This window comes from Streptomyces sp. NRRL F-2580 (genome assembly GCF_000720115.1).
In the GTDB taxonomy this organism is placed as follows: domain Bacteria; phylum Actinomycetota; class Actinomycetes; order Streptomycetales; family Streptomycetaceae; genus Streptomyces.
In genome coordinates this window covers 323968-345648 of the sequence record NZ_JOIR01000010.1, presented here as the reverse complement: position 1 = coordinate 345648, position 21681 = coordinate 323968, and the positions used below count along the sequence as shown (strand labels likewise).

19 protein-coding genes and 1 pseudogene are annotated in these 21681 nt (G+C 71.6%); 6 read left to right on the top strand and 14 right to left on the bottom strand.

Features of this window, described 5'->3' with window-relative positions; all coding sequences use genetic code 11:
* Positions 1–40 precede the first annotated feature (40 nt).
* The 10 genes and pseudogenes from IF88_RS0113420 to IF88_RS0113380 form a co-directional block, all read right to left on the bottom strand.
* Entirely contained in the window at positions 41–439 is a 399-nt protein-coding gene (locus IF88_RS0113420) for a cytidine deaminase (protein ID WP_030710595.1), read from the bottom strand.
* Entirely contained in the window at positions 436–1701 is a 1266-nt protein-coding gene (locus IF88_RS0113415) for an ABC transporter permease (protein WP_030710593.1), read from the bottom strand. The genes IF88_RS0113420 and IF88_RS0113415 overlap by 4 nt, the downstream gene beginning before the upstream one ends.
* Positions 1698–2813, bottom strand: coding sequence for an ABC transporter permease (locus IF88_RS0113410; RefSeq protein WP_030710592.1), 1116 nt, complete (start codon positions 2811–2813; stop codon positions 1698–1700). The genes IF88_RS0113415 and IF88_RS0113410 overlap by 4 nt, the downstream gene beginning before the upstream one ends.
* Positions 2810–4468 (bottom strand): ABC transporter ATP-binding protein, encoded by a 1659-nt coding sequence (locus IF88_RS0113405; RefSeq protein ID WP_051836800.1) that lies wholly within the window; start codon positions 4466–4468, stop codon positions 2810–2812. The genes IF88_RS0113410 and IF88_RS0113405 overlap by 4 nt, the downstream gene beginning before the upstream one ends.
* A 231-nt stretch (positions 4469–4699) precedes the next feature.
* Complete coding sequence (locus IF88_RS0113400; protein WP_030710589.1) at positions 4700–5758, bottom strand: BMP family lipoprotein; 1059 nt, start codon at positions 5756–5758, stop codon at positions 4700–4702.
* Between the two features lie 230 nt (positions 5759–5988).
* Positions 5989–7233 carry an amidohydrolase gene (locus tag IF88_RS0113395; RefSeq protein ID WP_030710587.1) on the bottom strand — a complete coding sequence of 415 codons (1245 nt, stop codon included), beginning with the start codon at positions 7231–7233 and terminating at the stop codon, positions 5989–5991.
* Between the two features lie 136 nt (positions 7234–7369).
* Entirely contained in the window at positions 7370–8593 is a 1224-nt protein-coding gene (locus IF88_RS0113390) for a hypothetical protein (protein WP_107050530.1), read from the bottom strand.
* A 49-nt stretch (positions 8594–8642) separates the two neighbouring features.
* Positions 8643–9551: an N-acetylneuraminate synthase family protein gene (locus tag IF88_RS47765; RefSeq protein WP_030710584.1), complete on the bottom strand. Its 909-nt coding sequence runs from the start codon at positions 9549–9551 to the stop codon at positions 8643–8645.
* 411 nt (positions 9552–9962) lie between these two features.
* Positions 9963–10325 (bottom strand): annotated as a pseudogene (locus IF88_RS47760) (cytidylyltransferase domain-containing protein); the annotation flags it as partial.
* Positions 10322–11776, bottom strand: coding sequence for a DUF6716 putative glycosyltransferase (locus IF88_RS0113380; protein WP_037805812.1), 1455 nt, complete (start codon positions 11774–11776; stop codon positions 10322–10324). The pseudogene IF88_RS47760 and the gene IF88_RS0113380, both read right to left, overlap by 4 nt.
* A 176-nt stretch (positions 11777–11952) precedes the next feature.
* Between IF88_RS0113380 and IF88_RS0113375 the strand changes: the two genes are divergently transcribed.
* Together IF88_RS0113375 and IF88_RS0113370 are read left to right on the top strand one after the other, a co-directional pair.
* Positions 11953–12933 (top strand): glycosyltransferase family 2 protein, encoded by a 981-nt coding sequence (locus IF88_RS0113375; RefSeq protein WP_030710580.1) that lies wholly within the window; start codon positions 11953–11955, stop codon positions 12931–12933.
* The gene (locus tag IF88_RS0113370) at positions 12933–14288 is read left to right on the top strand and encodes a polysialyltransferase family glycosyltransferase (protein WP_030710578.1); all 1356 of its coding nucleotides are present in this window, start codon (positions 12933–12935) and stop codon (positions 14286–14288) included. Before IF88_RS0113375 ends, IF88_RS0113370 begins: the two co-directional genes overlap by 1 nt.
* Here IF88_RS0113370 and leuE read toward each other — a convergent pair.
* Positions 14281–14931: a leucine efflux protein LeuE gene (gene leuE, locus IF88_RS0113365; RefSeq protein WP_030710576.1), complete on the bottom strand. Its 651-nt coding sequence runs from the start codon at positions 14929–14931 to the stop codon at positions 14281–14283. The two genes, IF88_RS0113370 and leuE, sit on opposite strands and share 8 nt — an antisense overlap.
* 45 nt (positions 14932–14976) lie before the next feature.
* Positions 14977–16557 (bottom strand): acyl-CoA mutase large subunit family protein, encoded by a 1581-nt coding sequence (locus tag IF88_RS0113360; RefSeq protein WP_030710574.1) that lies wholly within the window; start codon positions 16555–16557, stop codon positions 14977–14979.
* A 179-nt stretch (positions 16558–16736) separates the two neighbouring features.
* On the opposite strand from IF88_RS0113360, the gene IF88_RS0113350 reads away from it, so the two are divergent.
* A complete protein-coding gene (locus tag IF88_RS0113350; protein WP_078892870.1) occupies positions 16737–17615 on the top strand; it encodes a L,D-transpeptidase family protein in 879 nt (292 codons plus the stop codon).
* 263 nt (positions 17616–17878) lie between these two features.
* Here the strand turns inward: IF88_RS0113350 and IF88_RS46475 are convergent, their stop codons facing one another.
* The gene (locus IF88_RS46475; RefSeq protein WP_030710568.1) at positions 17879–18928 is read right to left on the bottom strand and encodes a hypothetical protein; all 1050 of its coding nucleotides are present in this window, start codon (positions 18926–18928) and stop codon (positions 17879–17881) included.
* Positions 18928–19680 carry an RNA polymerase sigma factor gene (locus tag IF88_RS0113340; protein ID WP_030710567.1) on the bottom strand — a complete coding sequence of 251 codons (753 nt, stop codon included), beginning with the start codon at positions 19678–19680 and terminating at the stop codon, positions 18928–18930. The genes IF88_RS46475 and IF88_RS0113340 overlap by 1 nt, the downstream gene beginning before the upstream one ends.
* Positions 19681–20020: 340 nt before the next feature.
* Here IF88_RS0113340 and IF88_RS40275 point away from each other — a divergent pair, with 340 nt between their 5' ends.
* The 3 genes from IF88_RS40275 (at position 20021) to IF88_RS0113325 (ending at position 21665) form a co-directional block, all read left to right on the top strand.
* Positions 20021–20626: a 2-oxo-4-hydroxy-4-carboxy-5-ureidoimidazoline decarboxylase gene (locus tag IF88_RS40275; RefSeq protein ID WP_078892869.1), complete on the top strand. Its 606-nt coding sequence runs from the start codon at positions 20021–20023 to the stop codon at positions 20624–20626.
* 152 nt (positions 20627–20778) lie between these two features.
* Positions 20779–21159 (top strand): succinate dehydrogenase, cytochrome b556 subunit, encoded by a 381-nt coding sequence (gene sdhC / locus IF88_RS0113330; protein WP_078892868.1) that lies wholly within the window; start codon positions 20779–20781, stop codon positions 21157–21159.
* A 5-nt stretch (positions 21160–21164) separates the two neighbouring features.
* On the top strand, positions 21165–21665 hold the full coding sequence (locus tag IF88_RS0113325; protein WP_030710561.1) for a succinate dehydrogenase hydrophobic membrane anchor subunit: 501 nt from the start codon (positions 21165–21167) through the stop codon (positions 21663–21665).
* The last annotated feature ends 16 nt before the right edge of the window (positions 21666–21681 follow it).

Genomic DNA, 21681 nt, shown 5'->3' with positions numbered 1-21681 from the left:
GGCCCTCCGCCCGGCAGGGGGCGAAGGGCCGTCGGCACGGCTATCTCAGGTGGTCGGGCCCGAAGGCCTGGGGCAGCATCTCCGCCAGCGGGAGGATCCCCTTCGGGGTCTCCACCAGCAGGTCCGGTCCGCCGAATTCGAAGAGCAGCTGCCGGCAGCGGCCGCACGGCACGAGGATCTCGCCCCGGCCGTCGACGCACGTGAAGTGCGTGAGGCGGCCACCGCCCGTGGCCTGGAGGGAGGACACCAGGCCGCACTCGGCGCACAGGCTGAGTCCGTAGCTCGCGTTCTCCACGTTGCAGCCGACGATGGTGCGGCCGTCGTCGACGAGGGCGGCGACCCCGACCGGGAAGCCCGAGTACGGGGCGTACGCCCGGGACATCGCGTCCCGGGCGGCCGTCCGCAGGGCTTCCCAGTCCACGGCGTGGGCCGGGGTCACTTGCCCTGGCCCTTGCGGTACGGCATGCCGTCCGCCTTCGGCATCCGCAGGCGCTGCGCGGACAGCGCGAGCACCAGCAGCGTGGTCACGTACGGGGCCGCGTCCACGAACTGGCTCGGCACCGAGTCGGTCATCGCGTACCAGACGAACAGCAGCGCGGCGCAGGCCGCCGAGATGCCGGCCTGCAAGTACTTCTTCTTGTAGAGCTGCCAGGCGCAGACCAGCACCAGCACGATGGCGATCAGCAGCAGCATCGCGTGGACGTTCGTGGCGCCACCGCGCAGCTTGAGGCTGTCGATGAAGCCGAACAGGCCCGCGCCCAGCGCCATGCCGCCCGGCATCCAGTTACCGAAGATCATCGCGGCGAGACCGATGTAACCGCGGCCGCCGGTCTGGCCCTCCTGGTAGATCGGGCTGGCGACGATCGACAGGAACGCGCCGCCGAGGCCGGCCAGGCCGCCCGAGACGATCACGGCGATGTACTTGTACTTGTAGACGTTGACGCCCAGCGACTCGGCGGCGATCGGGTTCTCACCACAGGAGCGCAGCCGCAGACCGAAGGTGGTCCGCCACAGCACCCACCAGGTGGCCGGGATCAGCAGCAGGGCGACGATGGTCAGCAGCGACAGCTCGGTGACCAGGCCGCCGATGACGCCGGCGAGGTCCGAGACGAAGAACCAGTGCTTGGCCTGGAGGTCGGACATCCAGTCCGACAGCCCTGGAACGGTGATCTTGTAGATCGGTTCGACCTGCGGCGACTGCTTGGAGGAGCCGCCCGGCGCGTCCGCGAAGGTGAAGTTCGACAGGTACTGGGTGAAGCCCAGCGCCAGGATGTTGACGGCCACACCGGAGACGATGTGGTTGACGTTGAAGGTGATCGTGATGATCGCGTGCAGCAGGCCGCCGATGGCGCCGCCGATGATGCCGGCCATGACGCCGGTCCACGGACCCCACTGGTAGCCGGCCCAGGCACCGAACCACGTGCCGAGGATCATCATGCCTTCGAGGCCGATGTTGACGACGCCCGCGCGCTCGGCCCACAGACCGCCGAGGCCGGCGAGGCCGATCGGCACGGCGAGCGAGAGCGCGCCGGAGACCTGGCCGACGGAGGTCAGGTCGTTCGCGCCGCTGATCAGGCGGACCAGCGAGATCAGCGCGAGGCCGCCCGCGATGATCAGCATGATCCAGGGCAGGGTGAGCTTCTTGCGACCGCCGGACTTCTTCGGGGCGGCAGCCGTCGCGGAGACAGTGCTGGTGCTCACGCCGCGACCTCCTTGTCGGTCTTGATGGCGTGCCCGGCGGCGAGCTCCTCGCCGACCTTCTGCTGCTGGCGCCGGACGCCGTAGCGGCCGACGAGTTCGTACGAGACGACGACCGCGATCACGATCAGGCCCTTCATGATCGTGCCGATCTCCTTCGCGTACCCGGCCTGGTCGAGCGAGGCCGAGGCCTTGTCGATGAAGGCCATCAGGAACGCGGCGAAGAGCATGCCGACCGGGCTGTTGCGGCCGAGCAGCGCGATGGTGATGCCGGTGAAGCCGACACCGACCGGGAAGGCCAGGTTGTAGGTGTGCGTCTCACCCAGCAGCTGCGGCATGCCGGCGAGGCCCGCGACCGCACCGGAGATGAGCATCGAGGTGATGATCATCTTCTTGGCGTCGACGCCGGAAGCCTGGGCGGCGGACTCGCTGGCGCCGGTGGCGCGCAGGTCGAAGCCGAAGCGGGTCCGGTTGAGCGCGAACCAGTAGACGATGCCGAGGGCGAAGGCGACGAAGGTGAAGCCGTAGAGCTCCAGCCCGTCGCCGAGGGACACGGCCGGGAACCAGCCCGACTCGGCGATGTCGCCGGTCGTCAGGTCGTTGGAGCCCGCGATCTGGACGCCGAGGTTCTTCGTCAGCATCAGCCAGGCGATCAGGCTGGTCGCGATGGCGTTCAGCATGATCGTGGAGACGACCTCGCTCACCCCGCGCTTGGCCTTGAGGACACCGGCGATGCCGGACCAGAAGGCACCGACGAGCATGGCCACGAGGATGATCAGCAGCAGGTGCAGCGGGCCCGGCAGGGCCACGGCCGCACCGACCACGGCGGAGAGCATCGCCGCGAGGCGGTACTGGCCGTCGACGCCGATGTTGAAGAGGTTCATCCGGAAGCCGATGGCCACGGCCAAGGCCGCCAGGTAGTACGTACCGGCCTGGTTCACGATGAGGACCTGGACGTCCTCGTAGCCGGCGTTCTCCACCATGAGGCGCAGCGGCTCGATCGGGTCGATGCCCGTCGCCGCCAGCACGATCATGGTCAGCAGGAAGGCGCTGACCAGGGCCAGCACCGGCCCGGCGAAGCCGAGGAGCAGCCGGTCCTTGTCGAATTTCTTCATCGGGCCTCATCCTCCGTCGTGTCACCGTCGGCAGCGGCGGAGTGGTTGTCGGTGGCTTCCAGGTGCCCGGAGGCGGCGCCCGTCATGGCGGTGCCGAGCTCCTCCGGGGTGACGGTCGCGGGGTCGGCGTCCGCGACCAGGCGGCCGCGGTAGATCACCCGCAGGGTGTCGGACAGGCCGATGAGCTCGTCCAGGTCCGCGGAGATGAGCAGGACGGCCAGGCCCTCGCGGCGGGCGTCGCGGATCGCGTCCCAGATCTGCGCCTGCGCACCGACGTCCACACCGCGGGTGGGGTGGGCGGCGATGAGGAACTTCGGGTTGTGGCTCATCTCGCGGCCGACGATCAGCTTCTGCTGGTTGCCGCCGGAGAGCGAGGCCGCGGTGACCTCGATGCCGGGCGTGCGGACGTCGTACTCGCGCACGATCCGCTCGGTGTCCTTGCGGACCGCCTTCGGGTCGAGGATGCCGCGCTTGGAGTTGGGCGCCTCGGTGACGTGGCCGAGGATGCGGTTCTCCCACAGCGGGGACTCCAGCAGCAGGCCGTGCCGGTGCCGGTCCTCGGGGATGTAGCCGATGCCGCCCTCGCGGCGCTTGCGCACCGGGGCCTTGGTGATGTCCGTGCCGTCCAGCGTGATCACGCCCGCGTCGGTGGAGGCCATGCCCATGAGGGCTTCGATCAGCTCGGTCTGGCCGTTGCCCTCGACACCGGCGATGCCGAGGATCTCGCCCTTGTGGATGGTGAAGCTGACGTCGTCCAGCAGGAGGCGGCCGACCTCGACGTGCTCCATGATCGCGGAGTCCGCGGCGACCGCGGGCGCCAGGACCTCCGGCTCGGCGACGACGGCGTCGCTCGCGGCGAGGGTCAGGTTCTTCACCTGGAGCATCGGGACGTCGGTCACGGTCGACTCGCGGGTCTCCGGCGAGGGCAGCTCCGCACCGACCATCAGCTCGGCGAGCTGCTTGGTGGTGGCGGTCCTCGGGTCGGCGGTGCCGACCGTGGTGCCGCGCCGGATGACGGTGATGTCGTCGGCGACCTTCAGCACCTCGCCCAGCTTGTGCGAGATGAAGATGACGGTCAGGCCTTCGGCCTTGAGCTCGCGCAGGTTGTCGAAGAGGGCGTCCACCTCCTGCGGCACGAGCACTGCGGTCGGCTCGTCGAGGATGAGGATCTGCGCACCGCGGTAGAGGACCTTGAGGATCTCCACGCGCTGGCGGTCGGCGACACCGAGGTCCTCGACCAGGGCGTCGGGGCGCACGCCGAGGCCGTACGCGTCCGAGATCTCCTTGATCTTCTTGCGGGCCTTGGCGCCGATGCCGTGGAGCTTCTCGCCGCCGAGAACCACGTTCTCCAGGACGGTGAGGTTGTCGGCGAGCATGAAGTGCTGGTGCACCATGCCGATGCCGCGGGCGATGGCGTCGCCGGGGGTGCTGAAGGAGACCTGCTCCCCGTCGATGGCGATGGTGCCCTCGTCCGGCTTCTGCATGCCGTAGAGGATCTTCATCAGGGTCGACTTGCCGGCGCCGTTCTCGCCGATCAGGGCATGGACCGTGCCCTTGCGGACGGTGATCGCGATGTCCTTGTTGGCGACGACGCCGGGGAAGCGCTTGGTGATGCCGTGCAGTTCTACGGCGGGGGGCGGGCTGGACGCGTTGATGACGCACTCTCCTTGGCGCGGAAGGAGCGGAAGGCAGGGGGGGACAGGGCGGGGAGTGAAAGTATCGCGTCCACGATGCTTCTACGCGCGTAGCACTGTCGGAAGTGAAAACTGGCGGCCACGGGGCCACTTGGTCACAGACTAGTGATCACAGAACGTGGCTCGGGGCCCGGGAGCGGTGGAGACCGCATCCCGGACCCCGGAGACCAGGACTACCTGTCGGAGACGGCCTTACGGGGCGGTCTTGACTTCGATCTTCTTGGCGATGATGTCGGCCTTGGCCTTCTCCACCGCGGCGGTGACGTCGGTCATCGCCTTGTACTTCGGGTTGGAGTCGGCCAGGCCGACGCCGTCCTTGTCCAGGCCGTAGCGGATCTCACCGGTGGTCGGCTTGCCGTCCTGGACCGACTTGATCACGTTGAAGACGGAGTCCTCGACGTCCTTCGTGACCGAGGTCAGGATGGAGTCCTTGTACTTCGCCAGACCGGCCTGGTTGTACTGGTCGGAGTCGACGCCGATGGCCCACTTGCCCTTGGCCGAAGCGGCCTCGATGGCACCGGAACCCGCGAGACCGGCGGCGGCGTAGACGACGTCCGCGCCCGCGTCGATCTGACCCTGCGCGGCGGCCTTGCCGAGGTCGGGCTTGGCGAAACCCTCGAAGTTCGGCGGCTGGGTCAGGTACTGGGAGAGCACCTTGGCGTTCGGGTTGGTGTCCTTGACGCCCTGGGTGAAGCCCGCCTCGAACTTCTTGATCAGCGGAACCTCGACACCACCGATGAAGCCGACCGTGCCGGTCTTGGACACCTTGGCGGCGGCGACGCCGGCCAGGTAGGAGCCCTGCTCCTCGTTGAAGACGAGGTTGGCGATGTTCGGGCCGGTCACCGAGGTGTCGTCGATGATCGCGAACGTGGTGTCCGGGAACTTCGCCGCGACCTTCTTGATGGCCGGCGCGTAGGCGAAACCGACGCCGATGACCGGGTTGTTGCCCTTGCGGGCAAGCTCGGTGAGGCGCTGGACCTTGTCGGCCTCGCCCTCGCCGTCGGTGGGCTCCGCCTCGGCGCCCTTGATCTTGAGATCGGTTTCGGCCTTCTTCAGGCCGGCGTAGGCGGCGTCGTTGAACGACTGGTCGCCGCGGCCGCCGATGTCGTACGCGATGGCAGCGGACTTCTGACCCGACTCCGAGGGGGAGGAGGAGGCGTCAGAGGACTTCTTACCGCCACAGGCGGTAGCAGAGAGGGCCAGCGCCGCGGACGCGATGCCCACGGTGGCGATCCTGGTGATCCGGCGCAAGGGGAGGCTCCTTCAAAACCTGACCGAAGCGCCACGACCGGCGCTGGTTTCGCGGCGATCGTAACGCGCGTAGATGTCAGTTAAAGGCCCGTTCATGAGTCGTTATCGGATCGTCGTGAACCGGACAGTGACCGATTGGTGACTCCTCACGTGTCCAGCCCTTGTGTACCAAGGGCTGGACACGCCCGACGGGAGAATCGTCGATGTTGTAAGGAACGTCGCTCCGGCCGCTACCGGGCGGAGACGGCGCGACGCCCGTCGAGCAGCGCGGCGGCCGTGAAGAACTCCACTCCGACCGCGATCGCGTCCTCGTCCACGTCGAAGTCACCGCGGTGCAGATCGTGCTTGGCGGTGTCCCCCGGAGCGCGGACCCCCAGGCGGGCCATGGCGCCGGGGACGTGCTCCAGGTACCAGGAGAAGTCCTCCCCGCCCAGGCTCTGCTCGGTGTCCTCGACCGACTCGGCGCCGCAGCGGGCCGTCATCGCCTCGCGCAGCAACTCGGTGATCACCGGATCGTTGACCACCGGCGGCACCCCGCGCACGTGGTCGATCTCGAACTTGGCCCCGTGCATGGTCGCGATCTCGTCGATCGCCGCGTAGAGCATGTCCGGCGCCTCGTGCCAGGCGTTCAGGTCCAGGCACCGGACGGTTCCGGACAACTCGGCGTGCATCGGGATGACGTTGCAGGCGTGCCCCGCCTCGATCCGGCCCCAGGTGACCGACATCCCCGAGCGGGCGTCCATCCGGCGGGCCAGCAGGGCCGGGGCGTCCACCGCCACCCGGGCGGCGGCCGTGACCAGGTCGGTGGTCAGGTGCGGCCGCGCGGTGTGCCCGCCGGAGCCGGAGAGGGTGACCTCCAGCCGGTCGCAGGCCGAGGTGATGGGGCCGGCCCGCAGCCCGATCCGCCCCGCGTCGACCCGGGGGTCGCAGTGCACGGCGACGATCCGGCCCACGCCGTCCAGCACCCCGGAGTCGATGGCGTCGGTGGCCCCGCCCGGCAGCACCTCCTCGGCCGGCTGGAAGAGCAGCCGTACGGGGCGGGGCAGCAGCCCCTGCCGGTCGAGCTCGGCGAGCACCAGGCCGGCGCCGAGGACGACGGCGGTGTGCACGTCGTGGCCGCAGGCGTGGGCGCGGTCCGGGAAGGTCGAGCGGTACGAGACGTGCGTCTTGGCATCCGGGATGGGCAGGGCGTCGATGTCCGCGCGCAGGGCCAGCATCGGCCGGCCCCCGTCCCAGGTGCCGACGTCACAGATCAGGCCCGTGCCGGACGTCAGCACCCGTGGTCGCAGGCCGGCTTTCTCCAGCCGGGCCTTGATCGCCGCGGTGGTACGGAATTCCTGGTGTCCGAGCTCCGGGTGCATGTGCAAGTCCCGGCGGAAGGCGATCAGTTCGGTACGCAGGTGGTCCGGAAGTGTGCCGGGCAGCTCGGGCCGGTCGGACGCGGCGGGCTGGGCGGTCTGGGACTCGCGGGACATCAACTGGTTCACCCGTTGAAGGGTAGGCGCACGGACGGGTCAACTGGCCGGGGATCCACAAAAGTTCATGCCGTTAGGGGAAAGAAACACGGCCTCTGGCGCATGACCGGGTGCCCGTGGGGGTAAACTCGCGCGCTCATCCGGCCGTGGGGGCCGCCTGGGCAGGGAGTCTGCGCACATCACGGGCGGTGTCGGTGACCCCGGCGAGGAAGCTGCGGGCGCGCGCGGACGCGGTGCCGGTGAGCCAGGCGGGGTCCACATCGCATACGGCGACGGTCACACCGGTGCCGGTCAGGGCGTACGGCAGCGTGTGGACGACGGTGGACGGAAAGCTGACGATCGTCCGGCCGACGGGACCGCGCCGCGCGATCAGCTCCAGCGGCAGGTCCGGGCGCACGATCTCCAGCCCGGTCGCCCGGCTCAGCGCGCGCAGCTTCTCCGGGGACTCGCGGCGGTGCGCGAAGTAGCGGGTGGCGCCGTGCTCCAGGGTGAGGGCGCGCACCGCCTCCAGGTAGCGGGCCGGGTCCACCACACCGGTCTCCACCAGCGAGGTGCCGACCAGGTCGGTGCCCTTGGTCAGGCGGGGCGGGCCGAAGCGGGCGCGGGTCCAGGCGAAGTCGTTGACCCGCAGGGTCATGGCGCCGTGGGCGGTGACGGGCATCGAGCTGAACACCTCGACGCGGTGGCCGCGGCCCCGGACGGGGGTGAAGCGGCGGCGCGCGGTCGCCGAGACGGGTGCGTACGCCAGCCCGCGGACCCGGCCGGGCAGTCCCCCACCGCCGACCCGGTGCCAGCGTACGAGGCGTTCGCCGCGGGCGGTCTGGGCGACGAACTCCATGGTGGCGGTGCCGTCGTCGACCACCACGAGCTCTTCGGCGCGTACGAGGGTGAGCAGCAGCTGCACGTAGCGCGAGAAGGGGTCGCCGATGACGACCGTGCGCGCCGCGCGGACGTCGCGCGCCAGCGCGGCGAGCGCCTTCAGCGGCGCGAACCGGCTGCCGCGCGCCTCCTGCCAGCACACCTCGTACCCCTCGTCCCGCGCCAGCGCGGCCATCCGGCGCAGCTGGCCCCGGGACATGGGGTCGGTGGGCGGCAGGACGACGATCCTGACGCAGGGCCCCGCGCCCGCCGGAGCGGGTGCGGCGGCCGGCCCGGCCCCGCCGTCCCCGTGCGCCCGGGCCCGGTCCGGGCCGGGTTCCGCCCCGCCGGAGCGGGGCCCGCGCTGGCGCGGGACCCCGTCCAGCTGCGACTGCTGCGGCCCGGGGCCCGCCGGGGCGCTGCGCGCGTACGCCCACTCCAGCACGTTGAGGAGTTGGACCGGGCTCTCGACGAACGCCAGGGTGGAGGCGGAGGGGGTCACCACGTACTCCTTGTCGGGGGGCGGAACTCGTACGCGCCGGACCTGGGGGTCAGACGGCTGCCAGCTCGCCCCGGACTCGGCGGAGCTTCTTCATGGGGCCGAGCTCGGACTCGTAGACCCGCTTGACCCCGTCGCCGAGGGCGGCCTCGATGGTGCGGATGTCGCGGACCAGGCGGGTCAGGCCGCCCGGCTCGACGGAGGCGGCCTGGTCGGAGCCCCACATCGCGCGGTCGAGGGTGATGTGGCGCTCGACGAAGGTGGCGCCGAGGGCGACGGCGGCGAGGGTGGTCTGCAGGCCCGTCTCGTGGCCGGAGTAGCCGATCGGGACGTTGGGGTACTCGTCCCGCAGGGTGTTGATGACCCGCAGGTTGAGCTCCTCGGCCTTGGCCGGGTAGGTGGAAGTGGCGTGGCAGAGGAGGATGTTGGCGCTGCCGAGCACCTCCACCGCGTGGCGGATCTGCTGCGGGGTGGACATGCCGGTGGACAGCACGACGGTGCGGCCGGTGGCGCGCACGGCGCGCAGCAGCTCGTCGTCGGTGAGGGAGGCGGAGGCCACCTTGTGGGCGGGGACGTCGAACTTCTCCAGGAAGGCGACCGCCTCGGTGTCCCACGGGGAGGCGAACCAGTCGATGCCGCGCTTGGCGCAGTGCTCGTCGACGGCGCGGTACTCGTCCTCGCCGAACTCGACCTTGTGGCGGTAGTCGATGTAGGTCATCCGGCCCCAGGGGGTGTCGCGTTCGATGTCCCACTGGTCGCGCGGGGTGCAGATCTCCGGGGTGCGCTTCTGGAACTTCACGGCGTCGCAGCCGGCTTCGGCGGCGGCGTCGATGAGGGCGAAGGCGTTGCCGAGGTCGCCGTTGTGGTTGATGCCGATCTCGCCGACGACGTAGACGGGGCGGCCGGGGCCCGCGGTACGCGCTCCGAAGGTGCGCAGGCGGGGGTCCGGGGTGGAGGTCATGGCAGGGGGCGTCCTTCGGTGCGGGGGTGTGCGGGGTGTGGGCTGCGGGTCGAGGCGTGGCTCGGGGTGTGGAGGCGGTGCGGGGTGCGGGTCGAGCAGGGGCGCGAGCAGGCGGGCGCGTTCCAGGTCGTGCGGGTCGTCGATCTCCAGGACCCGGGAGGGGTCGGTGGCGACGGGCAGGGTGCGGCCGAAGAAGCGGTGGCGGGCGGCGCGGAAGCCGTCGGCGTCCATCGCGTAGGCGGCGCCGGTCTCCAGCAGGTCCTGCGGCCGGTCCTGGCGCCGGGGGCGGTACGCCTGGTCGTGGTTGACCCCGGCTCCGGAGCCGTCGGCCCCGCAGCGCCAGAGGAAACCGTGGAAGGGGGCCACGGTCAGGGCCGAGTCGGCCGCGCCGGAGGTGACGGCCACGGCGACCGACTCGACGTCGGAGGTGGTGAGGAACGGGCTCGTGCACTGGACGAGGAGGACCACGTCCACGCTGACGGAGTGGAGTTCCTCGAAGGCGGCGAGCGCGTGCAGGAGGGCGGCCTCGCTGCTCGCGGTGTCGCCGGAGAGCGCGGTCGGGCGGGCGATCACGTCGGCTCCGGCGGCGCGGGCGGCCGCGGCGATCGCGTCGGAGTCCGTGGAGACCACCACGTCGGTGACGGTCGGCGCGGAGCGGCAGGCCCGGACGGCGCGGGCGACGAGCGGGATGCCGGCCACCTCGGCGAGGTTCTTGCCGGGAACTCCCTTGGAGCCGCCGCGGGCCGGGATGACGGCGAGGACGCGGGGGCTCACAGCTCCCCCAGCCTGCGGATCACCGGGGCGACGCGCTGCACGCCGTGCCGGTACGCGCCGCGGGCGGCCTCGCGCAGGTGGGCGCGGAGCCGGCGGCGCAGCCGGGACTCGCCCGCCGTCGGGCGCACCGCGCCGGGCAGCGGGGTGCCGTCGGGGGCGAGGTGGTGCCGGGCCAGGATCCCGGGCAGGTACCGGGGGGCGGTGGTGAGCGTGTAGTACGGCGCGAGGGCGGGCAGCCGGGTCGCGGCCACCAGCCCGGCGACCTTCGCCCGGGCGACGGCGTAGGGGTCGTGCGCCACGCCGGCGGCGGGCCCGGCGGGCGGACGCGGCGCGGCCGGGTCCGGCGTGCCCGGGGCGAGGCCCCCGGCACGGCCGAGGGCCTCGGGCCACGGTGCGGCCGGGGTCGCGGCGGGCGTGCTCGCCGCGGACGCGCCCGGCGCCGCGGCCCCCGGGAGTACGCCCTGGGCCGCCAGCCAGACCGGATCGCCCTCCGGGAGGAGCCCGGAGTCGAGCTGGTCCCAGGACGCCAGGCAGCCGGAGCCGAGGAAGTGGTGGTTGCCGAGGGTCTCGCGGATGCCGAGGTCGGTCAGGATCGCCGTCGGGATGGACCGGTGCAGGGACTCCAGGGCGGCGGTGGAGGAGACGGTGACCAGCAGGTCGGTGCCGTCCAGCACCTCGCCCATGTTCCCGTACACCAGGCGGCAGTTGGCGGGCAGTCCGCCCGGGATCTTCTCCGCGAGCCGCTGGTACGGCTGCTCCTCCAGGTGCGTGGTGTGCTCCCCGGGCTTGCTGCGCAGCTTGATCAGCACCTCTCGGTCGGGGTGCAGCCGTGCGTGCGCGGCGGCCCGTTCCAGCAGGTAGGCGCGGTCGGCGCGGCTGTCGGGCACGGAGGGCTGGACGGCGAAGACCACCGTGTGGGCCCTGCTCCCGGCCGGCTCGTACGGCGCCCCGCCCAGGAAGGGCAGCGCGGTCTCGGTGACGGCTCCGGCGTCCGCGCCGACCCCCTCGTACACGGCCTGGAAACGCTCCGCGTCGTGACGGGAGTTGGCGAGGACGAGGTCGGCCCCGTGCCGCAGCAGCAGCCCGTCGGCGAGCTTCTCGTATACGACGCCCACGTATCCGGTGACGAAGACGGGCCGCTTCGCGGGGTTCGGCCACAGGGCGCGGGCCCCGTGCAGGACGGCCTGGACTGCTCCGCCGACGAGGGCGAGGACGACCACGTCGTAGCGCTCCCGCTCGATCTCGGCGAGGAACTCCGCGCAGGTCACCTCGGACAGCCGGTCGGCCCGCACCCCCACCTCACCGAGCTGGCGCGCGGTGGGTGTGGCGCGGCCGCGCAGCAGGTATCCGGTGAGCTGGGGGTCGGGGACGAGACGGCGGGCGGTGAGTGCGCCCCATTTCCATCGCGTATCGGAATCGGCGAGTACGGCGACGCTTTTGCGTTCTGGCACGCGGCAGAAGCTATTCCGCAATTTCGGTGATCGGCCCAACGAACGCACAACAGCGGGTTAACAACGCGTCGACGAAATGCGAAAGCGCACGGGTTAACTCGCCCGCCCCGCGCCGTTCACGTGGAATCCGCATCCGGGCCACAGTGAATGCCAGGCGGCGCCCTAATGTCTCGCGAGTGCCCAAGCTCTCTGTTGTCGTGCCGTTCTACAACGTGCAGACGTACGCACCGGATGCCCTCAAGAGTCTCGAACTCAACGCCCGGGAGGATTTCGAGTTCCTGCTCGTCGACGACTGCTCGACGGACGGGACGCCCGGCCTGCTGGAGCGGGCGGCGCGCGAGCTGCCCGGGGCGGTGCACCTCAGACACGAGCGGAACGGCGGTCTGGCCACCGCGCGGAACACCGGCCTGGACGCGGCCCACGGCGAGTACGTCACCTTCCTGGACGGGGACGACTGGCTGGCCCCCGGCCACCTGGCCCGCACGTTGGCCGCCATAGAGGCGCTGAGCTGCGATTTCGTCCGCACCGACCATGTGCGGTGCACGGGCAGGACGCGGAGCGTGCAGCGCGTCCCCCACGGCCCGCAGTCGGTCGTCGCCGATCCGCGCACCGCGATCCTGCCCGTCGACCGGGCCACCTCGGTGGACTATCCGTACGCCTGGGCCGGCATGTACCACCGGCGGCTGCTGGAGCGCGGGGTGCTGCACTTCACGGACGGGCTGCGGACGGCCGAGGACCGGCCGTGGATCTGGCGGCTGCACCGGGAGGCGGAGTCCTTCGCCGCGGTGGGCCTGCCCGGGATCTTCTACCGGCGCGGGGTTTCCACGTCCCTGACTCAGATCGGGGACGAACGGCAGCTCGATTTCATCCGGGCATTTGATCAAGTGCTGGCGGATGTCATCGCGGACCGGGAATCCGGCCTGCTGCTCCCGAAAGCCGTCCGAACGTATTGCGCGATTATCGCGCACCATTTCGGATCCATCGAAAGGTTCGAACCGGCCGTGGCCAAGAAACTCCGTTCGATGAGCGCGGCCGCGCTCGGCCGCATGCCCCAGGACGTATTGGACCAGGTCCTGGACTCGATGGACATCGAACGCTCCACCCTGCTGCGGCGCGTGCGCGGCAGCCGCCGCACACCGTCGGGAGCGGCCACCTGATGCCCACCCAGATCTTCCTGGCCTCCACCCTCTACGGCGCGGCCACGCTCGCGGCGGGCATCGACGCGGGCGCCTTCCCGCCCGCCGGCCGCCGGATCCTGCTGACCAGCAACCACGCCGTCACCGCCGAGGTCACCCCCGGGGTCGCGGACATGCCGGGCTTCGCCGCCCTGCGCACCCGCTTCGACGAGGTGCTCGACTGGAACCGGGTCATCGAGCCGCAGCACCCGAGCACCTGGGCCCCGCGCGCGGAGGACGTCCCGATCTGGGAACGGCAGCTGCGCTCCCTGTGGGGCCTCGGCGAGGACCGCGTCGAACTGGTCGTGGAGTCCCTGCAGGTGCCGCCGGCCCAGACCCTGTGCCGGCTGTTCCCCGGCGCGGCGGTCGACGTCTACGCCGACGGGCTGATGAGCTACGGGCCCACCCGCTTCCGGCTCGACCCGCAGCTCGGGATGCGGGTGCGGCGGGTGCTGCACGTGGACCTGGTGCCGGGGCTGAAGCCGCTGCTGCTGACGGAGTTCGGGGCGCGGGAGGAGCTGGTGCCGACGGAGTCCTTCCTCAAGGTCCTCGCCGAGCTCGCCGAGGCCACCGAAACCCCCGAGGCGCCCGAGGCCCCCAGGGCGGAGCCCCCGGCGCTGCTCCTGGGCCAGTACCTGTCGGCGCTCGACCTGATGACCCTGGCCGAGGAGGAGGAGCTCCACGTGTCGATGGTCCGGGGCGCGCACGCCCTGGGCCACCGCGAGCTGGTCTTCAAACCGCACCCCGGCGCCCCGGCCGCGTACTCCCGCCGGGCCGAGGAGGAGGCCGAGCGGCTCGGCGCGCGGCTGACCGTGATCGCCGCGCCGGTGCTGGCCGAGACCCTCTACCAGCGGCTGCGTCCGGCGCTGGTCGTCGGCTGCTTCTCCACCGGCCTGCTGACCGCCGCCACCCTGTACGGGCTGCCGGTGGCGCGGACCGGCACGGATGCGGTCCTGGCCCGCCTGACCCCGTACCCGAACAGCAACCGGGTCCCGCTGGCGCTGGTGGACGCGCTGCTCCCGGACCTCGCCGACGCGGAGGCCGTGCGCGCCTGGACGCCCCCGACGCCGGAGCAGGTCCGGGCGGAGCCGGCCGCGCTGCTGACGGCCGTCGGGTTCACCATGCAGCCGCAGATCCTGGCCGCGCGCCGGCCGGCGGCCGAGGCCTACCTGGCCCAGCACCTGGACGCGCGCACCCGGCGGTACTTCACCCGGCGCCGGCTGACCTCGCTGGGGCTGCCGGGCGGCATCCCGGCGCAGCTCTCGTTCCTGCCGCGCAGCCGCGCGGTGCGCCGGGCCGTACGGCGGCTCGGCCGGGTGCGCCGCGCTCTCAGCTGACGGCGAGCTTGGCCGCGAAGCCGAGGAAGAGCACGCCCGCCGCCGAGGTGGCCCCGGCCGACAGCCGCTTGCGCCGGCGGAAGGCCTCCGAGAGCCGGGTGCCGCCGAAGATCAGCAGCGTCAGGTACGCGAAGCTGCCGGTCTGCAGCAGGCCGCCGAGGACCAGGAACGACAGCGCCGGGTAGGCGTAGGACGGGTCCACGAACTGCACGAAGAAGGACATCAGGAAGAGGATGGCCTTCGGGTTGAGGAGGCTGATCAGCAGCGCCCGCCGGTAGGGCCGCTCGTTCTCGCCCGGTTCGGCGGGGGCGGCGGCCCGCGCCTCGTCCCGCTCCCGGCGCGTGCGCCACAGCGCCCAGGCGCCGCGCATCATCCCCACGGCCAGCCAGGCCAGGTACCCGGCGCCGAGGAACTTCACCACGGTGAACACGACCGGGCTCGCCCGCAGCAGCGCTCCGGCGCCCACGGCGGTCAGCAGCATCAGCACGGCGTCGCCGGTGAACACGCCGGCGGCGGCCTTGTATCCGGTGCGCACCCCGCGCCGGGCGGCGACGGAGAGCACGTACAGCGAGTTCGGACCCGGCAGGAGAATGATCAGTACGAGGCCGGCGAGGTACGTCGGCAGATCGGTGACACCCAGCATGTGCAGGAGTGTCCCACGAGGACACACCTGACAGTCCAGTGGGTTTCACCATGTGGAATCCGTCGGCTCGTACGTCCCCCACACCTCCCGCAGCGCCCCGCACACCTCCCCCACCGTGGCCCGCGCCCGCAGCGCCTCCTTCATCGGGTACAGCACGTTCTCCGTTCCCGCGGCCGCCTCCCGCAGGGCCCCGAGCGCCGCCGTCACCGCCGCCGCGTCCCGCTCCGCCCGCAGCCGCGCCAGTGCCGCGCACTGCCGCGCCTCGATGGCCGGGTCCACGCGCAGCGGCTCGTACGGCTCCTCCCGGTCCAGCGCGAAACGGTTGACGCCGACCACCACCCGCTCCCCGCCGTCGGTCTCCTGCGCGATGCGGTAGGCGTTGCGCTCGATCTCGCCCTTCTGGAAGCCGTTCTCGATCGCGGCCACCGCCCCGCCCTGGTCCTCGACCCGCCGCATCAGCGCGAGCGCGGCCGCCTCCAGCTCGTCGGTCATCCGCTCCACGGCGTACGACCCGGCGAAGGGGTCCACGGTGTGCGGCACGTCCGTCTCGTACGCGAGGACCTGCTGGGTGCGCAGCGCGAGGCGGGCGGACTTCTCGGTCGGCAGCGCGATGGCCTCGTCGAAGGAGTTGGTGTGCAGGGACTGGGTGCCGCCCAGAACGGCGGCGAGCGCCTGCACGGCCACCCGTACGAGGTTCAGTTCGGGCTGCTGCGCGGTCAGCTGGACCCCGGCCGTCTGGGTGTGGAAGCGCAGCATCAGCGACTTCGGATCCCGCGCCCCGAACTCCTCGCGCATGACGCGGGCCCAGATCCGCCGGGCGGCGCGGAACTTCGCGACCTCCTCCAGGAGGGTGGTGCGGGAGACGAAGAAGAAGGAGAGCCGGGGCGCGAACTCGTCGACCGCCATGCCGGCGGCCAGGGCCGTACGGACGTAGGCGATGCCGTCGGCGAGGGTGAAGGCCACCTCCTGCGCGGGCGAGGCCCCCGCTTCGGCCATGTGGTAGCCGGAGATGGAGATGGTGTTCCACTTGGGGATCTCGGCCCGGCAGTAGCGGAAGGTGTCGGCCGTCAGCCGGAGCGAGGGCTCGGGCGGGAAGATGTACGTGCCGCGCGCGATGTACTCCTTCAGGACGTCGTTCTGGACCGTGCCCGTCAGCCGCTCGCCCGGAATGCCCTGTTCCTCCGCGACCAGTTGGTAGAGCAGCAGGAGCAGCGCGGCGGGCGCGTTGATGGTCATCGAGGTGGAGACGCGGTCGAGCGGGATCCCGTCGAACAGCGTCCGCATGTCGTCGAGCGAGTCGACGGCGACCCCGACCTTGCCGACCTCCCCGTGCGCGAGCGGGGCGTCGGAGTCGTGTCCCATCTGGGTCGGCAGGTCGAAGGCGACGGACAGTCCGGTGCCGCCGCCCGCGATGAGCTGCCGATAGCGGGCGTTGGACTCGGCGGCGGTGCCGAAACCGGCGTACTGCCGCATCGTCCACGAGCGGCCGGTGTACATGTTCGGATAAATCCCCCTGGTGTAGGGGAATTCACCCGGTTCGCCTAGGGCGGCCGCGGGGTCCCACCCCGTCAGGTCGCCGGGCCCGTAGACGGGTTCGATCGGGAGTCCGCTCTCGGTGCGTGCCATGTGACGAAGACCTCCGTAGAGCTACCGGGCCCGGGGCTGGTACAAACTTGCCCGCACATCGCTTCGTAAGGCCGCGGACGGCTGCTGGTCACAATGGCGCAACATCCCGTGGCCCGGTGCAACTCTCCGCGCGCGCCAGGCATCACCTAGATACACGACGTAGAAACCGGGGGACTGCAATGCAGCGCCAGAGATTCATAATCCGCACGATCGGGGTGGCCGCCGCCGTCGCGCTCGCCGCGACCGCCTGCGGGCCGCAGAAGTCGGAGTCCGCCGGCTCCACTCCCTCGGCTCCGTCCTCGCCCACGGCGGGCGCCACTCCCGAAGCCTCCCCGACCACCGACAACAAGCCCGGCGAGGCCTCGCCGTCGCCGTCGCCGTCGGCCTCCGCGTCGGCCTCCCCGTCGGCCTCTCCTTCGCCCACGGTGAAGCAGATCATGGCCAACGGCGACGACACCGACCAGGTGCGCGAGCTCCAGGCCCGCCTGCGGCAGCTCAAGCTGATGTCGGTGGCGCCGACCGGTTTCTACGGCTCGAAGACCACGGCCGCGGTCAAGTCCTTCCAGTCGAAGAACGGTCTGACCGCGACCGGCTCGGTCGACGAGGCCACCTGGAAGAAGATCCAGAGCGCCAGCAAGAAGCCCACCGCCGACGAGCTGCGCCCGCCGACCGTCAACGAGGTCGACGCGCCGGACCCGCGCTGCATGGAGGGCCGGGTCATGTGCATCAGCAAGGAGAGCCGGACCCTCGCCTGGATGATCGACGGCAAGGTCATCTCCACCATGGACGTGCGCTTCGGTTCGGAGAACACCCCGACCCGCGAGGGCGTCTTCAAGGTGGACCGCAAGGAGAAGGAGTGGACGTCCACGCTCTACCACACGTCCATGCCGTACGCGATGTTCTTCAGCGGCGGCCAGGCCGTGCACTACTCGGCCGACTTCGCGGCCCGCGGCTACGCCGGCGCCTCGCACGGCTGCGTGAACGTCCGCGACAAGGGCAAGCTGTCGACGCTCTTCGGCCAGGTGAACGTGGGCGACAAGGTCGTCGTCTACTGGTGATGCGCGCGGCCCCACGAGCCCACGCAGAAGGCCTTCGACCGGGATCCGGTCGAAGGCCTTGTTGTTTCGCGTGCCGTGGGCCGGCCGCCGGGGTCGAGGTAAAGGGCGCGGGCAGGGCCGGGGGAACGTGCCCCGCCCGCGCCGGTTGCGCAGAGCCCAGGGGTACGGGGGGAACCCCGGCTCATGCGCGGCCGATGACCAGTCGGCTCGATATGTACTGCGCCGCCGGTTCGAAAAGTGTTACAGGCGGGTCAGCACATGTGTCAGAGGCCGGTGCGCAGGCCCGTCGAGCCCCGCGGAAGCGCCGGGGCCAGGGTCGGGGCCTTGAGCGTCCCGTCCCCGAGCGGGGTGTCGCGGCGCTTGCCGCCGGAGTCCCCGTCCAGCACCGACTTGCAGTAGTCCGGAATCCGGGTGAGCCCGTCGGCCAGGCGCGAGAGCCGCTCGCGGCGGTCGTCGTCGAGACGTCCCGACCGGTAGTCCTGGCAGAGGTCGAGCGCCTTGAGCAGGGTCTCCCGCTCGCGCCGCTCACGGTCCTTGCCGGTGTCCCCGCTGCCGAAGGTGTCCCGGCCCCGGTCCTCGTCGCCCGTGCCGCCCGCGGCGCTCCGGTCGCTCCCGGTGTCCTTGCCCGCGCCGCCGGTGCCCGATGTGCCCGACGAGGTGCCCGCGCCGGCCGCGGTGCCCGGCACCGTGCGTCCGTCCGGGCCCGGGGACAGTGTGGGACCCGGGGTGACCGTCGAATTCGAGCCGTTGGGCAGCGGGGTGGGCAGCAGCTTCGGGGTGAGCGTCGGGGCTCCGCTGCCGATGCCCGGCTCCGCGTTCTCGCCGGCGCTGACGGACATCGCCGGTCCGGGTCCCGCGGTGTCGTGCCGGCCGCGGTCCAGCAGCCCGGCGCCCGCCGCGGCGGCGAGGCCGCCGACGGCGACGCTCGCCAGAGCGGCCGCCAGGCCGAAGCTCACGGTCCGGGCGCGCCGGGGCGCGGGGGCGAAGGAGGGGACGAGACGGCCGAGATCGACCACGGGCTCGCCGGATCCGGCCGTCGCGGTGCGGTCCGACCGCTGTGCGGAGGGTCCGGCGGCACGCGCCGTGCGGAAGGCGGCCACGGCCGCGGCCTCGCCGGGCAGTTCCGTGCCCGCGGGCGGCAGCTCGCCGCCCGCGCCCAGGGCTTCCAGGGCGTCCAGCGCGGCGCGCAGGCGCGCGGCCTCGATGCGGGCACGCGGTTCGGCGCCGGCCCGCCCCACAGGTTCCGCCGGTTCGCCGCGCAGCAGTCTGTCCGCCGCGGCCTGGTCCAGCCACCTGTTGCGCTCGTCGGCCATCACATGTCCTTCTGCGTCCGCCAACGTGAATGCGTCACACCGGTTTGTTCCACGAAGCCCCCACCTCGGCCGCGTTGTGCGGGTACGGCGTCGAGATCCCTCCCGCCCCCGCCGTCCCACGGCTGGCCACCGGCATTATGGCCGACCGCCGCGCCCGGCTCCGCGCCGGTGCCCGGGTCCGGCCCGAAGCCGCCGTCCGAGCCCTCTTCGCGGAGCAGCTCGGCCAGCTTCTTCAGGCCCCGGTGCGCTGCGGTGCGTACGGCGCCGGGGCGCTTGCCGAGGGTCTCGGCCGCGCTCTTGGCGTCGAGCCCGACCACGACCCGCAGGACGACGGCCTCGGCCTGGTCCTGCGGGAGCCGGGCGATGAGCGCCATGGTCCGGCCGGTGGAGAGGGACTCCATCGCCGCACCTGCGGTGTCGCAGTCGGCGGCCCAGGCGGCCAGCTCGGTGTCGTCGCCGCCGATGGCGGGACGGCGCCCGCGCATGCGGATGTGGTCGAGGGCCCGGTTGCGGGCGATGCGGGCGGCCCAGCCGCGGAAGCGGTCGGCGTCGCCGGTGAAGGAGTCGAGGTCGCGGGCGATCTGCAGCCAGGCCTCGGAGGTCACGTCCTCCGCGTCGCCGTCTCCGACGAGCGTGCGTACGTATCCGAGCAGGCGTGGGTGCACGGCGCGGTACACAGCACGGAACGCGTTCTCGTCGCCGTCCTGTGCCGCGAGCACCGCGGCGGTCAGCTCCGCGTCGTCCCCCAGCAAAGTCCCCAACCCGTTCACTGTCCTGTACGTGTGGCGCAAATCAGCACGTTACGGCTTTCCAGCACCTCCCGTCCACGAGTGATACAACGCGCAACCAACCCTGTGCGGAGCGAGGTGTGACACAAAACGCACTCAGGGCGCTGACAGGGGTACGGGCTTGTCGCACGAGTCCGTGACGGATGGCGGCCGGGGCCTCTCCTGTGGGGGGTGGCGGCCTCGGTCGCCCTCCCCCTCCCGGACGACTTCCCGGGCCTGGCTGTGGCGCTCACGTCATCCTTTCGGCTCACTTCCGGGTGAAATCCCCATATGGGTACGACACACCCTGCCTCCCGTCGCTAGCGTGGCGGTACACCCGCGCCGCGCCCCGAGGAGCCCCCCGCTGTCCAGCCACCTTCCGGCACAGGCCCGCGGCTGCCCCGATCCTTCTCACGGCTCAGGACTGGCGCGGTTCAACGCCCTGTCCCCCGAAGCCGCCCACGCCGTCCTGCTGCAGTGCTGCGGGAGCCGGCGCTGGGCGCACCGGATGGCCACCCACCGCCCCTACCCGGATCCGGACGCCCTGCTCGCCGCCGCGGACGAGGCCTCGTACGACCTCTCGCAGGCCGACCTGACCGAGGCGCTGGCCGCGGAGTCCTCGGCGGAGCTGGACCACGGCGCGCCGTACGCCGCCCTGCTGGCCCTGGACGCGGCGCACGCGGAGTACGAACGGAAGTTCGGCCACGCCTTCGTGATCAGCCTCGCCGGGCATCCGCGGGAGGAGCAGGCGGACCAGCTGCTGGGGGCGATCCGCCGCAGGATGACGCACGAGGTGGACGAGGAGCGCTCGATCTCCGCGGACGAGCTGCGCTGCGTCGCCCAGGACCGGCTCTGGGATCTGACACGCTGGCTGACCTCGACGGATGGGCCGAGTGCCACGGAAATCGGGCTATTCGCCCCTGTGGGATAGTCCGTACGTGCCTGTTTGATCACACCGATGGCCCCCGCGCAAGGGAACCGACAAAGCGTCGCTACGATGTCCGGGGCCGGAGGACCGTACCCGGCCGGGCCCGACCGACAAAGAAGCCGGCTGGCCCCCGCCCCGCTTCCGGAGGGTTTTCCGTGCCGGCTGGAACGTTGTACCGCGGCCGGGAAGGAATGTGGTCCTGGGTGGCTCATCGAGTCACCGGCGTCCTCATCTTCTTCTTCCTGTTCGTACACGTCCTCGACACCGCACTCGTCCGCGTCTCCCCCGAGGCGTACGACGACGTGGTGGCTACCTACAAGACTCCGATCGTCGCGCTGCTGGAGTACGGCCTCGTCGCCGCCATCCTGTTCCACGCGCTCAACGGTCTCCGTGTGATCGCCGTGGACTTCTGGTCCAAGGGCCCCCGCTACCAGAAGCAGATGCTCTGGACCGTCGTGGGCATCTGGATCGTGCTGATGGTCGGGGCCCTGTACCCCGTACTGGGCCACGCCTACCTTGAACTGTTCGGGAAGTGACACGCATGTCTTCTGACACTTCTTCCGTCGACATGACCAAGGGCGCCGGCGACGGCGGCTCCGTGACCGGCGTCTCGCTCTACGACGTCGACAACCCGGCGCCGTACATCGAGGCCCCGCGCAAGCGCACGGGCAAGACCCCGCGCTCGACCCGCGGCAACTTCGAGATGGCCGCGTGGCTCTTCATGCGCCTCTCGGGCATCGTGCTCGTCGTCCTGGTCATCGGGCACCTCCTGATCCAGCTGGTGCTCGACGGCGGCGTCTCCAAGATCGGCTTCGCCTTCGTGGCCGGCCGGTGGGCTTCCCCGTTCTGGCAGGTCTGGGACCTGCTGATGCTGTGGCTGGCGATGCTGCACGGCGCCAACGGTCTGCGTACCGTCATCAACGACTACGCGGAGCGCGCCGGCACGCGGCTGTGGCTGAAGGGCCTGCTCTACACCGCCACGGTGTTCACCATCCTTCTGGGCACGCTGGTGATCTTCACCTTCGACCCGAACATCCGCTAGGCAACGGGGCTGAGGC